The 13,679-nt window shown below is 68.7% G+C and carries 12 protein-coding genes; 3 read left to right on the top strand and 9 right to left on the bottom strand.

Annotated elements, in window-relative coordinates; translation table 11 throughout:
* Positions 1–77: 77 nt before the first annotated feature.
* Positions 78–1,037: an alpha/beta hydrolase-fold protein gene (locus tag GX543_RS00965; protein WP_290849198.1), complete on the top strand. Its 960-nt coding sequence runs from the start codon at positions 78–80 to the stop codon at positions 1,035–1,037.
* A 1-nt stretch (position 1,038) separates the two neighbouring features.
* On the opposite strand, the gene GX543_RS00960 is transcribed toward GX543_RS00965, so the two are convergent.
* From GX543_RS00960 to GX543_RS00950, 3 genes are all read right to left on the bottom strand, one after another.
* The gene (locus GX543_RS00960; protein ID WP_290849196.1) at positions 1,039–1,740 is read right to left on the bottom strand and encodes an LppP/LprE family lipoprotein; all 702 of its coding nucleotides are present in this window, start codon (positions 1,738–1,740) and stop codon (positions 1,039–1,041) included.
* A gap of 124 nt (positions 1,741–1,864) precedes the next feature.
* A complete protein-coding gene (gene purD, locus GX543_RS00955) occupies positions 1,865–3,118 on the bottom strand; it encodes a phosphoribosylamine--glycine ligase (RefSeq protein ID WP_290849194.1) in 1,254 nt (417 codons plus the stop codon).
* Between the two features lie 50 nt (positions 3,119–3,168).
* On the bottom strand, positions 3,169–4,359 hold the full coding sequence (locus tag GX543_RS00950; protein ID WP_290849193.1) for a low temperature requirement protein A: 1,191 nt from the start codon (positions 4,357–4,359) through the stop codon (positions 3,169–3,171).
* A gap of 127 nt (positions 4,360–4,486) precedes the next feature.
* On the opposite strand from GX543_RS00950, the gene GX543_RS00945 reads away from it, so the two are divergent.
* Positions 4,487–6,598 carry a DEAD/DEAH box helicase gene (locus GX543_RS00945; RefSeq protein ID WP_290849192.1) on the top strand — a complete coding sequence of 704 codons (2,112 nt, stop codon included), beginning with the start codon at positions 4,487–4,489 and terminating at the stop codon, positions 6,596–6,598.
* A gap of 54 nt (positions 6,599–6,652) precedes the next feature.
* On the opposite strand, the gene GX543_RS00940 is transcribed toward GX543_RS00945, so the two are convergent.
* From GX543_RS00940 to GX543_RS00915, 6 genes are all read right to left on the bottom strand, one after another.
* Positions 6,653–7,081 carry an HIT family protein gene (locus tag GX543_RS00940; RefSeq protein ID WP_290849190.1) on the bottom strand — a complete coding sequence of 143 codons (429 nt, stop codon included), beginning with the start codon at positions 7,079–7,081 and terminating at the stop codon, positions 6,653–6,655.
* Between the two features lie 4 nt (positions 7,082–7,085).
* Positions 7,086–8,612: a HAMP domain-containing sensor histidine kinase gene (locus GX543_RS00935; protein WP_290849189.1), complete on the bottom strand. Its 1,527-nt coding sequence runs from the start codon at positions 8,610–8,612 to the stop codon at positions 7,086–7,088.
* Positions 8,609–9,316, bottom strand: a complete 708-nt coding sequence (locus tag GX543_RS00930) for a response regulator transcription factor (protein ID WP_290849188.1) — start codon at positions 9,314–9,316, stop codon at positions 8,609–8,611. Before GX543_RS00930 ends, GX543_RS00935 begins: the two co-directional genes overlap by 4 nt.
* 613 nt (positions 9,317–9,929) lie before the next feature.
* Positions 9,930–11,111 carry a winged helix DNA-binding domain-containing protein gene (locus GX543_RS00925; protein ID WP_290849186.1) on the bottom strand — a complete coding sequence of 394 codons (1,182 nt, stop codon included), beginning with the start codon at positions 11,109–11,111 and terminating at the stop codon, positions 9,930–9,932.
* Positions 11,108–11,533 (bottom strand): RidA family protein, encoded by a 426-nt coding sequence (locus GX543_RS00920; RefSeq protein ID WP_290849184.1) that lies wholly within the window; start codon positions 11,531–11,533, stop codon positions 11,108–11,110. The genes GX543_RS00925 and GX543_RS00920 overlap by 4 nt, the downstream gene beginning before the upstream one ends.
* Positions 11,534–11,543: 10 nt before the next feature.
* Positions 11,544–13,124 (bottom strand): carboxylesterase/lipase family protein, encoded by a 1,581-nt coding sequence (locus GX543_RS00915; RefSeq protein ID WP_290849183.1) that lies wholly within the window; start codon positions 13,122–13,124, stop codon positions 11,544–11,546.
* A gap of 64 nt (positions 13,125–13,188) precedes the next feature.
* Between GX543_RS00915 and GX543_RS00910 the strand changes: the two genes are divergently transcribed.
* Complete coding sequence (locus GX543_RS00910) at positions 13,189–13,665, top strand: GyrI-like domain-containing protein (protein WP_290849182.1); 477 nt, start codon at positions 13,189–13,191, stop codon at positions 13,663–13,665.
* Positions 13,666–13,679: the final 14 nt, after the last annotated feature.

Here is a 13,679-nt window from a genome sequence, read left to right as displayed (position 1 = left end):
TTAGCCGACATCGGGCAGACTGCGCCCGATCAGACGGCATGGCAGCCCGGGGACACCAGGTAGACTTCAGTCCCGAAATGGCTTCCAGCGATCGCATTCCCAACAGCGCCGCGACGACCACCGACGAATCGGCGACGTCGCGGCGTCTACTGTCTCGTCGCACTGTTCTCGGCGGTGTCGCGGGACTGGCCGCACTCGGCGGCATCGCCGCCTGCACCCAGCCCGAGACCCTCGTCCCCGAAGAAGCGGCCAACATCGGCGGCGACGATCTCCTCCCGCCCGAGACCGCCCCGCCGGAGATTCCGAACGACCCGCCGGTCGTCACCGGCAGCTTCATCTCCCAGAAGATGGCGGGCCGGGAGACCAAGTGGGCCATGTCCCGCCCCAACGGTGTCACCGGCGAGCTTCCGGTGGTGATCGTCGCGCACGCGCTGAACACCAACGAGCGCAGCATCTTCGGCAAGGGCCTCAACATCCAGGGCGTGGTCCAGCAGTACGTCGACGCAGGCAATCCTCCGTTCGCGGTGGCGAGCGTCGACGTCGGTCGCAATTACTTCCACGCGCGCACCGACGGCGCCGACGGCGCGGCGATGATCATCGACGAGTTCATTCCGATGCTCGACAAGAGCGAAGAACTCAACCTCCGCACCGACCGGATCGGCCTGTACGGCTGGTCGATGGGCGGCTACGGCGCCCTGCGCATCGGAGCCTTGATCGGCGCGCCGCGCGTTGCGGCCATCGCGGCGAGCTCGCCCGCCATGTGGGGCGACCCCAACAACTTCCCGCCCCGCGCCTTCGACTCCTACTTCGACTACCAGGCGAACTCCCTGTTCGGGCAGCAGAGCGCGTTCAGCAAGATTCCCGTGCTGCTCTCGATCGGCATGGCCGATCAGTTCTACACCTACACCCGTCAATGGGCGGCCGACCTCCATCCGCCGGCCGCCTTCTCTACGACGCCCGGTGGGCACACCAACCGCTTCTGGCGGTCGGTGCTGCCGGAGCAGATCGAGTTCCTCGGACGAAACCTGGCTCGCTGAGCTACTGCTCGGGCGGGAACTGCCCGGTGCGAATCAACTGGTCGCCGGAGAGCGTCACCGTCACTTCGGTGGGGCCGCCCTGCGGGCAGCAGAACGCGTCGTTCTCGCGCAGCCAGCGGTACCGAACAGTCACCGAGTTCAGCGTGGACCCGGCGATCGACGTGTACGAGAGCTCGTGGGGTTCAACCGTTCCCAGGTACTTCCCGTTGCCGAACAGCAGCACGCGCGAGGTGTACGTCGCATCGTTGAAGCCGCTGCCGTTGACGAGGAGATAGTCCAGGCCGCATCCGCCGGACAGCGGATTGTTGCTCGCACCGACGATCCGCCACTCGCCGCCGTTCGAGTCGGTGCCGATCGACGCGATTGCGTCCTGCGAGAGCTTGGTGTTCAGATCGAAGCAGAGACCGTGGCCGCTGCCGGGCCGCTTGGACTCGGTCGCCGGCGCCGGCGTCGCCTCGGGCGCCGGCTCGGTCTGCGGAGTCGCCGCCGGACCGGACTCGACGGTCGTGACCGTCTGCGGTGCCACTGTCGGCTGTGCGTCCACCGACGTCGGAGCTCGCCCCTGTGTCGACGGTCGCGGCACCTGTGACACCTCCGACGACGGCTGGGCCACCTGGTCGTCCCCGGGGCTGCTGCACCCGGTGAGTATCAAGCCGAGGGCCGCTGCTGCGACGACGGCGCGCGTTGCGTTCTGATTCCTCATTCTTCGTCTCCCACACTTCGCTGTCGTGATCTCGCCCGACCTATGGGTTAGATCGCGCGGGACCACAGACGCGTGACCCCGGCGTCATTCATTCGAACGATGCCGGGGTCAGCGAACGGGGTGACTACAGACTGATGCGACCTTCTTCGGCTGCCTTGCCGATGTCGGTGCGGAAGTGCGAGCCGGTCAGCTTCACGCCGGCCAACCGCTCATATGCCTGGGCGCGGGCGGCCTTCAGGTCGGCACCGCGACCCACGATCGACAGCACGCGGCCTCCGGACGAGACCACCTCGCCCTTCTCGTTCAGTGCGGTGCCCGCGTGGAGCACGCCCTCGCCTCCCGCACCGGCGATCGGGTCGCCGGTGCGCGGCCGACCCGGGTAGTTCTCGGCGGCCAGCACGACCACCACGGCGGCGCCGTCGTACCACTGCAGCGCGGGGAGATCGGCCAGGGTGCCGCGGGCGGTGGCCGCCAGCGCCGTGCCGAGCGGGGTCTGGAGGAGTTCCAGGACGCCCTGGGTCTCCGGGTCGCCGAAGCGGCAGTTGAACTCGACGACGGCCGGCCCCTCGTCGTCGATCGCCAGGCCGGCGTAGAGCAGCCCGTTGAACGGCGTGCCGCGCTTGACCAGTTCGGCTGCGACCGGCTTGCAGACCTCGTCGACGATGCGGTCGACCATCTGCTGCGGCAGCCACGGCAGCGGCGTGTAGGCCCCCATGCCGCCGGTGTTGGGTCCTGCGTCGCCGTCGCCGACGCGCTTGTGGTCCTGCGCGGGCAGGAGCGGTACCACGGTGTCGCCGTCCACCAGGCAGAACAGCGAGACCTCGGGTCCGGACAGGAAGCTCTCGAGCAGCACCGGGTGCCCGTTCTCGAGACAGTCCGCGGCGTGCGCGCGAGCCGCGGCGCGGTCGGGGGTCACGACGACACCCTTGCCCGCGGCCAGGCCGTCGTCCTTGACCACCCAAGTGGGACCGAAGCGGTCGAGCGCAGCATCGAGTTCGGCGGGATTGTCGACGATCTCGGCGCGCGCGGTCCGTACGCCCGCGGCGGCCATGACGTCCTTGGCGAAGGCCTTGGAGCCCTCGATCTGAGCCGCCTGGGCACCCGGCCCGAAGGTGTCGATTCCGGCTTCGCGCAGCGCATCGGCGACGCCGAGGACCAGCGGGACCTCGGGTCCGATCACCACCAGATCGGCGGCGACTTCCTTCGCCAGCGCCACCACAGCGGCGGCCGACGCGACGTCGACGGCATGGTTGGTCGCCAACGCCGCGGTTCCGGCATTGCCTGGTGCCGCGTGGAGTTCCGTCACCGACGGGTCACGCTTGAGTCCGAGGAGGAGGGCATGTTCGCGGCCGCCCGAGCCGATCACGAGTACGCGCACGTCGTTCAGCGTAGTGGGTCCGCACCCGGTTTCACCTCACGGGCGGTGGTTCAGCGACTGCTTCTCGGAACGGCGAGCCGAACACTGACCTCCACCACCAGGACCGCCATCACCGGAGCCAGGCAACCGACCATCGCGGCGACCAACAGATTGGCGCCCGCCGCGGCGATCACCGCTCCGAGGATCAGTGGCACCATGCTCGCGAAGACCAGCGGAATCAGTCGGCGGTCCATGCCGGCCAGGAAGTAGTACATCGCGATGGTGCCCAGGCAGAAGATCGTCAACGGGATCGCGATGGCCGCGTACACCGCGATCTCCGAGATCGCCGTCTCCTTCTCCAACCACAGCGCGATCAGGTGGATGCCCGAGCCGACCGCGGCGCAACTCACCACGATCAGCATGCTGCCGTACCCGAACACGAACGACCGGCCCGGTCGCTGCGCCAACGGACGTCCGACGTCGAGGCCGAAGTACAACCACCACATCGCGAAGGTGACGCCCATCGCGGCCAGGCCGAGCGCCGCCGTCTCGACGCTCCACCCGGTGTTACCGATGATGGCCTGCAGCACGGCGACGGTGCCGACGACGCCCTCGCCGAGGGTGATGACGACCAGCGTCGAATAGCGTTCGACGATGTGCCCCGGATGCCACGGGGTCGACGCGAAACGCGTCTCCGCGATTCCCGGTCCCAGCAGTTCGATCGCCATGCACACGGCGATGCCGACGAGGGTCGGCATCAGGTCCAGCGGCAACGCTGCCACCACCACCCATCCCACCTGCGCGATCGCGGTCATCAGCGCGTAGGTGAGTGCCGTGGCGCGGTACTCGCGCGCCTGCGCGGCCGCCCGCAGCCACTGGACGATCATCGCCGCGCGCATCACCAGGTAGCCGATCACGACCACCGCGATGTCGACGTGCTCGTCCGCGTCGATCGACTCGAACACCGCGGGCATGCCGATCGCGATGATCGCCACGCCGATCATCTGCACCAGGGTCAGCAGGCGATAGACCCAGTCGTCGGTGTCGAACGCCGACGAGAACCACGCGAAGTTGATCCACGCCCAGACCGCCGCGAAAGTCGCGATGCCGTACCCGATGATCGCCGTTCGGTAGTGACCCTCGGCCAGGTACTCGGCGAGTTGGACCCCGGCGATCGAGAATGCGACCACGAAGACGAGGTCGTAGAAGACCTCGAGGTCGCTCGCGCCGCGTTCCTCTTCATTCGGATCTCGTCCGGTCATCTGGCGGAGGCTGGTCGCTATGCTCACCGGCAAAGCGTAGACCACGCAGACCGTCCTGTGGATGATTGTGGTTCCGCTGTGGACAACGTGTTCGCCGGTGTCACACCGCACCGATAGATTGGTCGGCATGAGCACGCAGCAGCCCGACAGGCAGCAACCGACTCGTGAACTCGATCCCCGGCAACGCGAGATCGCCGACGGTGTCATCACCTCGCTCGCCGGGCCCGACGCGCGCCTGCGCGCTGATCAGGAGACGGCGGTCGCCGCCCTCGCCTCGCCCGGCGCGCGGGTCCTCGTCGTGCAGGCCACCGGCTGGGGCAAGTCCGCGGTGTATTGGGCGGCCACCGCGGTGATCCGGGCCGCGGGCGGCGGTCCGACGCTGATCGTTTCACCCCTGCTGTCGTTGATGCGCGATCAAGTCGCGGCCGCCACCCGGGGCGGCCTGCGCGCCGCGACGGTGAACTCGGCCAACATCGACGACTGGTCGGCCGTGGAGCACGACCTTCTCGACGGCACGCTCGACGTGCTGCTGGTGTCACCCGAGCGGCTGGCGAATCCCGGTTTCGGTCGGCGAGTCCTCGACGCCCTCGCCGGGCGACTCGGCCTCGTGGTGATCGACGAAGCACACGCCATCTCCGACTGGGGCCACGACTTCCGCCCCGACTATCGCCGCGTGTCCGACGTCCTGCAGACGCTGAACCCGCAGACGTCGGTGCTGGCGACCACCGCCACCGCCAACGAGCGCGTGACCGCCGACGTCGCCGCGCAACTCGGCGACGCGACCCTGGTGCTGCGCGGCCCACTGGCGCGAAAGTCGTTGCACCTGAACGTGATCGACGGCCTCGATCCGTTGGAGCGCTATGCCTGGGTGGCGCAGGAGCTGCCGATGCTTCCGGGCTCCGGCATCGTCTACGTCCTCACCGTCGCCGACGCCGACCGCCTGGTCCAGGCCGTTCGGGCGGTGCACGGCGACGAGCTTCCGGTGGCCGCGTACACCGGCGGTCTGCCCGCCGACGAGCGTCATCGCCTCGAGGACGAGCTCCTGGCCGGCCGGGTCAAAGCCCTCATCGCGACCTCCGCGCTCGGGATGGGCTTCGACAAACCCGACCTCGGTTTCGTGGTTCACGTCGGCGCACCGCCGTCGCCGGTGTCGTACTACCAGCAGGTCGGTCGTGCCGGTCGTGCGCTCGACGAGGCCGTGGTGATGCTGCTCGCCTCGAAACTCGACGACGCCATCTGGGAACACTTCGCGACGGCCACCATCCCCGACCCCGCGCGGATGGACCGACTGCTCGAGGCCCTTGCGAACGCCGACGGCCCGATGACCGTGCCCGGCCTCGAATCGGCGACCGGCATTCGACGCGGCCGCGTGGAACTGATGTGCAAGCAGTTGGCCGTCGACGGCGCGGTGGAGCGCACCAGTGACGGCTGGCTGGTCACCGGGAAGCCCTGGACGTACGACGCCCCGCATTACGAGGGCGTCCTCGCGGTTCGACGGCGCGAGGCCGACATCATGAGGTCGTTCATCCGCGGCGAGAAGTGCCTGATGCGGCTGCTCACCGAGTCGCTCGACGACCCCCGGTCGCAGGACTGCGGCCAGTGCTCGGTGTGCCGCGGCGAGATCACCCCCGGCCTCGCCGAAGCGCCGGAGGTCGAGGTGGTGAGAACCGTCGGCGGCGTGCTCCGACGTGATGCCGAGACACTCGAACCCCGGAAGATGTGGCCCGGCGGTGCGTTCGGAACGCGCGGGCGCATTCCGCCCGCCGCGATGGCCGAGCCCGGCCGCATCCTCGCGTTCGCCGATGCGCCGCAGTGGCGTGACGTCCTCGACGCCGCGAAAGCAGGCGACGCCGTCGCCGATCAATTGGCGGATGCCGCGGTCAACGTCGTCGCGCGGTGGGGACGCGAGTCCGGCGTACGCCCGGACCTCATCTTCTCGCTCGACCTCACCGGGCGGGGGCTGGCTGCGACCCTCGCGCAGAAGCTGCGGGAGGTCGGTCGTCGCGACGGCGACGCACTACCCGTTCAGCCCGGACAGCGCCCCGGCCGCGAGGAAACGGGGGCCACCGAGGCTGCGTACTGGCGCGACCACCTCGGGCCGATGCCGCAGGTCTCGGGCAACGTGCTCGTGGTCGTCGACGAGACCAGTTCCGGGTGGCCCGTCACCCTGGCCGCCGCGCAACTGCGCGAGGCGGGTGCGACAGCGGTGCTGCCCTTGGTGATCCACCGGACGGCCTGAGCAGAGGTCAGGTCGTTCCGGCGGCGGAGTTCTCCGTGGAGTTCTCCGTATCGCTCAGGCGTCCGGCACGTTCTCCGCGTAGCCGAGCGCACGCAGGCTGGCGCGAACCTTGGCCGCAGCCTCGTCGAGCGCTTCCGGGGAGACGTCGCGGTCGGCCTTGGTGAGGTCGAACGTCTCCAGGGAATGCGCCGGGAACACGTGGACGTGCAGGTGCGGCACCTCGAGGCCGGCGATCAGCAGACCCATGCGGGGAGCGTCGTAGGCGGCCTTGACCGCACGGCCGATCTTCTGCGCGACGTCGGTGACGTGAGTGAAGGTCGGGGTGTCGATCTGCTCCCAGTGGTCGATCTCCTTGCGCGGGACCACCAGCACGTGGCCCGGCGACACCGGTTCGATCGTCATGAATCCGACTGCCGTTCCGTCCTTCCAGACGAATCGTCCCGGCAGGTCTCCGTTGATGATGTGCGTGAAAACCGAAGGCATGCCTTCAGTCTAGGTCGCCGGTCGGCGCCGTGTCCGGTTCCGGTCCGGAGTCGCCGGAGCCTTCGGGATCAAGGCCCGCGCTGTCGATCCGCGGCAGGACGAACCAGAACCGCGCCCCCTGGCCCGGTGCCGTGTCGACGCCGACCCGACCGCCGTGCGCCGCGACGAGCGCGGCCACGATCGACAGGCCGAGCCCGTTGCCCGCGCCGTTCCGTTCGCGATGGCGGGAGTCGTCGCCGCGATAGAAGCGTTCGAAGACGTGGGCGGCGTCGTCGGCCGTCATACCGGGCCCGTCGTCGGCCACCGTCACCGCGACCTCCCGCGGCTCCGCGTCCACGCGCACGGTGATGTGCGCGTCGGGTCCGGCATGCGCGACCGCGTTACCGACCAGATTGCGGATCACCTGGGTCAGGCGCGACGGGTCGCCGCTGATCACCGGGTCGCCGGTGCCGGGCGGGATGTCGAGGGTCAGGTCGGCCTCGGGTGCTGCGGCGCGGGCGGCTTCGACGGCGTCGGCCGCCAGAGTCACCATCTCGACGGCGCCGCGGTTGAGCGGACGTCGGGCGTCGAGCCGGGCGAGCATCAGCAGATCTTCCACCAGCAGGTTCATTCGGTCGGCCTCGGAGCCGATCCGGCGGACCGCGTCGTCGGGGTCGGCGGCACCCATCGACAGCAGTTCAGCGAAACCTTTGATGGAGGTGAGCGGAGTTCGCAGCTCGTGTGATGCGTCGGCGACGAACCGACGCATCATGGCTTCCGACTCGCGAGCCTGCTGCTCCGAGCGGGCCGTGGCCGCGAATGCTCCCTGGATCTGGGTGAGCATCACGTTGATCGACTTGCCGAGGCTGCCGACCTCGGTATTCTCGGGGCCCTCCGGCACCCGCTGGTGCAGGTCACCGCCCGCGATGGCGTGGGCGGTCTCTTCGACGCGGCGCAACGGTCGCAGGCTCGATCGCACGAGCAGCGAACTCAGCACCCCGATGACCACCACGACGACGGTCCCGATCCCGACTTGCAGCCAGATGAGGCGGTTCATCGTCGCCTGGACGTCGGTGAGCGGGATCGCGACGACGGTGGCGCCGTTGGTCGAGTCGCGCTTGATCACTCGCCACTCGGGCCCTCGACCCTGCGAGTCGACGGTGGTCGGACCGACGTCGCCCGACGGCAGTGAGCTGAGGTCGGGTTGGGCGGTGAAGTCACTGATCGTCATCATCATGCCGCCGGGGATCTCAGTGGAGACGTAGTACTGCGACGGCGGTCGTCGCGGGCCTGCGGGATCGGGACGGTGCCCGGAGTCCATGCCCCGCGGTCGTGCCCAGCCGCTGACCGCGTCCTGCAGACCGGAGTCGGTGCGCGACATCAGGTCGTTGCGCATCGCCGAGGTCACGGCGAAGCCGGAAAAGACCAGCCCCAGCGCTACCAGCACTCCGGTCAGCACCACCAGCGAGATCCGCAAGGGCACGCCCCGGCGCGGCCCCCCGGGGGCACTGGGCGGAGGGGCCTGCTGCACGAGCGGGGGCTCGGTGGTCATTCGCGCGGCTCGCGCATCACGTAGCCGACGCCGCGCAGGGTGTGAATCAGCTGCTTGGGTCCGGTGTCGACTTTGCGCCGGAGATAGGAGACGTACGACTCGACCACGTTCACGTCGCCGCCGAAGTCGTAGCTCCACACGTGGTCGAGAATCCGGGGCTTCGACAGCACCGTCCCGGCATTCACCATGAAGTAGCGCAGCAGGGTGAACTCGGTCGGCGACAGCGACACCAATTTCCCCGCTTTGAACACCTCGTGGGTCTCTTCGTCGAGTTCCAGGTCGGAGAAGACGATCCGACTCGGAGTCTCCTCGGCCTCACCGAAGCCGCTGCGACGAAGGAGTACCGCGAGGCGAGCGACTACTTCCTCCAGGCTGAACGGCTTGGTGACATAGTCGTCGCCGCCGATGGTGAGTCCGTTGACCTTGTCCTCCACCGAGTCGCGCGCCGACAGGAACAGGGCGGGCGCGTCGACGCCGTCGGCCCGCAGCCGACGCAGGAGCCCGAAGCCGTCCATGCCCGGCATCATCACGTCGAGCACAAGCACGTCGGGTTTGAAAGTGCGGACGGCGTCGAGGGCGCGCGGGCCGTCGGCGGCCGTCTCCACCTCGTAGCCCTGGAACTTCAGCGACACCGAAAGCAGCTCCCGGATGTTCTCTTCATCGTCGACCACGAGCACCTTGGCGGGTTTGTCAGCTGTTGCCATGCGCCCAGCTTGCCGGACCCGCCGCCGATTCGACTGGGAACAAGCTGTCAGCTTCCTGTGAGTGGTCGCGCCTCGGCCGGTCGTGTCGGCCCCAAGTTGGTCGAGTCGGCGAGTGAGCGCAGCCGAGCGCCTCCCCCTGCTGGTCGAGTCCGCGAGTGAGCGCAGCGAACCCGCACACAATCGAGACCCGCGGTGCCAGCGATCTCGATAAACCGATGCGGGCTCCGCTCGCAGCGGCACTCGATCAACGTGAAGGCGACCCGGCGAGTGAGCGCAGCCGAGCGCGCATCCCCCTGCTGGTCGAGTCGGCGAGTGAGCGCAGCGAACCCGCCCGGTATCGAGACCCGCGGTGCCAGCGATCTCGATAGACCGATGCGGGCTCCGCTCGCAGCGGCACTCGATCAGCGTGGGGCGAGCTGGCGAGTGAGCGGAGCGAACCCGCCTCCCTTGCTGGTCGAGTCGGCGAGTGAGCGCAGCGAACCCGCACACAATCGAGACCGGAGCAACCACGCGCAAAGGCGATCTCGATACACCGATGCGGGCTCCGCGCCGCAGCGGCACTCGATCAACGTGGGGTCGAGTCGGCGAGGGCGCGCTGCCGAAGTCGCCGGTCTCAGCCGCGATACCGCGTCATCAGCGGCGACGGGAAGTTCACCACCGGGCGGTCGTCGTCGAGCCAAGCGGTGAGCTCCTCGGCCCGTATGGACAAGGCCCTCTCCGCTTCCGGGGGCAACGCCTCGAGCGCGATGACGTCGACCGCCCCGTCGCGCATCGCCCAGCCGCCGACGATCCGACCGTCCCACCACGCCGTCTGGCCGCCGTTGCCAGTGCTGTCGAAGAGTTCTCCGGCGTGCTCGCCCAAGTAGAAGTCGCGTTGCTTCCAGCCCATTGTGGTCGGGTCGAGGCTCGGCAACAACAGGGCTCGGGGTTCCACCGACTCGACGGGGTCGAGGTCGTCGGACATCAGGTAGCCGACCGCGCCGCCGTCAAGCTCCACCTCCGTCACCTCGAGCGATGCGAGGGCCTTACGCACGGCCGTCTTGGTGGAACCGAGCCACCAGACCAGATCTGTCTCAGTCCCCGGACCGTACTGTCGCAACCAGCGCTCCGCCAGGGCCCGGTGGCCGGTTTCGATGTCGACGTGCGGGAGTGGCGCACCCAGCCACTGGTCCATCGCGACCCACGACGGCCGCGACCGGTGCCACACCGCACTGTTGGGTCCGCGCACCACGTCACCGAGCGCGGCCATGTAGTTGAGCATCCGGGGCAGCATGGGCGACGGCCCGCCGTACGACTTCCCCTCGTCGCGCGTGATCGCGATGTCGAACTCGGGCAGCAGTTTCCGCACCTGCGGGGCCGGGTACGCGGAGCCGTCGGCGAACGCGGCCAGCACCGCTGTTCGCGCCTGCTCGATCCACGCCTCCGGGTCGGCGGGGCCGTCGTCACGTCGCAGGTCGCGCAGCATGTTGGTCCGCTCGGAAGCGGCGACACGCGGCCCCACCGCACCGACCGACTCAGCCAGCATCGGCCGGGTCATCACGAACAGCGTCCGACGCATGACGAGCTGCTTCACCAGTGAGCGATCGCGGTAAAGCGCCGTCTCGATGACCTCGGGGGTCGGGGCGCCGCCGCGGGCCCACGCCGAGAGGTGGACGGTGGACGCGTTGGTCGCATGCAGTCCGACCACCGCGTCGGCGACCGTCGTGACCGCGTGCCCGGCGGACCCGTCGAGCAGGTGCCGACGCTGCAGGCGGGCTCGACGCTGCTGGTCAGAGATGTACGGTCGGGCCGTCACGCCGACTCTCCCGTCGCAACGACCGCCTCGATCTCGACCATCTGGCCGGGATAGGGCAGCACCGTGACCCCGACGACGATCGCGGGCGGCGTGTTTCCGCCGAACGCGGCGTCGACCGCCTGCCACACCGCTCCGAGCGTCGCGCGGTCGGCAGTCGCGACGTACACGGTGAGCTTCGCGATGTCAGCGCGCCGGGCGTTCTGCTCGCGCAACACGACGTCGAGGCATTCCACGGCACGCCGCACCTGCGTCACCGGATCGTCCGGGCCGACGATCTCGCCGGCGTCGTCGAGTGGCGACAGCCCCGCCGTGTAGATCAGAGCGCCGGCCGACACCCGCGATCCGTAAGCGAAACCGCCGTCGTGCAGTCCGGCCGAACCCCACGTCTCTGTACTTCCACGCGTCACACTGTCTCCACTCATCGGACTCCACTCATCGAAAGCTGAGCACCTCGTCTCCCCAGGCACGCAGGATGTTGTCGTCCAAGCCTTCCACTGCCAGATCGTCGTTGCCGCCGATCAGCAGCGAACTGTGGCGCATCGGCTCGTACGCCTCCCAGATCGCATCGCCGTCCTCGCCGGTGTTCGGGTCACCGTCTGCAGCGAAGCCGAGCCAGCGGTACTGCATCCGGTGGCGAACCTTCTCCCCCGTCGCACGACCGCCGAGCGCATACATCGGGTCGCGCTTGGTCGACGCCGGATTGCCCCACACGTACGGCACCTCCGTGGCATGCGCGGCGCCGTAACCGAGGACGCGGAGAAGTGGGGTCGCCCAATCGAAGCGATACAGGTACACCGGCGCCACCTGCGCGTGCGACTCGGTGATCCACACCGCGGGCATTCGGAAGCCGATGTCACGGGAGATCGCCATGCTCCGCACCCCCGAGGGAACGTGCCGGTACGACGAATCGAGATGGTCCGCCTCCGGAATCCGCAGCCCCGGCCGTTCAGCGCCGATCAACGTGAACATGGCGTCGACACCCTGGTCTTTCACCGGCAGCAGCGGGGTCGACATCCAGCGGAACAGCGAGGTCTCGTGACGATTGGTGCCGATCAGCAGCGGCACGCGGTGCGATTCACCGGTGACGATGGCTTCGAGCGGATCCAGCGGAACCAGATCACCGTCGACCACGGGGGCAAAGGCGATGGTCCCCGGAAATCGATTCGGGACCAGGTTGAAGACGGTCGACGACGCGTTCACCAGATTCAGCGCGGGCGTTTGACGCAGGTTTCCCGACCGGACGTACTCGCGGGGGAGCTCGGCCAGCAGCATGTTGGCATAGCGCTCGCCCCGCTCGGCGTCGTACACGGTGGTCGCCGGCGAGCTCTGCGCAATGGCCTTGTGGAACAGGCCTTTCGCCGCGGGCGAGGCCAACAGCGTGGTGACGACGCCCGCGCCTGCCGACTCGCCGAACAGCGTGACGTTGGCGGGGTCGCCACCGAAGCGCTCGATGTTGTCGCGCACCCACCCGAGCGCGGCGATCACGTCCGACAGTCCGCAGTTGGCCTGGAACTCCTGGTCTCCGGACGAGAAGTGACGCAGGTCGGCGAAACCGAAGGCACCCATCCGGTAGTTGAGGGTGACGATGACGGTCGGTGTCCCGCGGGTCACTGACGACTGCACCAGCGAGCCCGGGTCGTACAGCGGCTGCGATCCCGCACCGCACAGGTAGGCGCCGCCGTGCACCCAGACCATCACCGGCAGACGTGCGTCAGTGCCCGCGACGTCGCGCGGGGTTCCGACATTCAGATAGAGACAGTCCTCGTTCGCGTAGGCGTCAGGTCCGAGGTCGATGACCTGCATCACCGGCTGCGGACAGACGGGCGCGTAGTTGCGCGCGTCGACGATCTCGGTGCGTTCCCGGGGCGGCTGAGCGTGGAGCCAGCGACGCGGTCCGGTCGGCCGGGCGGCATAGGCGACGCCGAGCCACAGGTCGGCGGAGGGTGTGCTGGTGCCTCGAAGCGGGCCGTAGACGGTGTCGACGACAAGATCGGTCTCGGTCACGTCGCCCATTTTGCCCGGAGAACCTGGTCCGCGCACCACACGCGATGTCGGAGGGCAGTCGTATTATCTGTGCATGACCGATTCGCTGCCGCTGATCCTTCGTGAAGAGCCGTTCTTCGACGCCATCGAGATCGAACTGCCCGAGGGCGTCGCGGTGGTGACCATGGAGTTCCCCGAGGTCACCCTCGACCGTCTCCCCGAGATCTTCGACAGCCACTTCCACGAACTCGCCCAGGCCGGACCGATCGGCCCCGGATTCGCGATCTATCACGGCGACGTGACCGACGAGTTCGACCTCACCATCGGTTTCCCCGTCGCCGGGCGCACCGATGTCGACGGCCTCGACAACGGGTACTTCCCGACCGGGCACGCGCTGGTGATGTCGCACCTCGGCGGGTTCGACGGCCTCGGTTCCGCATGGGAGTCGCTGATGGAAAGGCACTTCGCCAAGGGTGGTTCCGCCCCGCGCGCGATCGTCGAGGTCTATGTCACCGACCCCAGCGTCATCGAGCACGACGACCTCCGCACCGATCTCTTCGTTCTGCTCTGACAACTTTCTGCGCC

The sequence above is a fragment of the Gordonia sp. (in: high G+C Gram-positive bacteria) genome (genome assembly GCF_012515855.1).
Classification (GTDB): Bacteria; Actinomycetota; Actinomycetes; order Mycobacteriales; family Mycobacteriaceae; genus Gordonia.
This window is presented reverse-complemented; position numbering and strand designations above follow the sequence as displayed.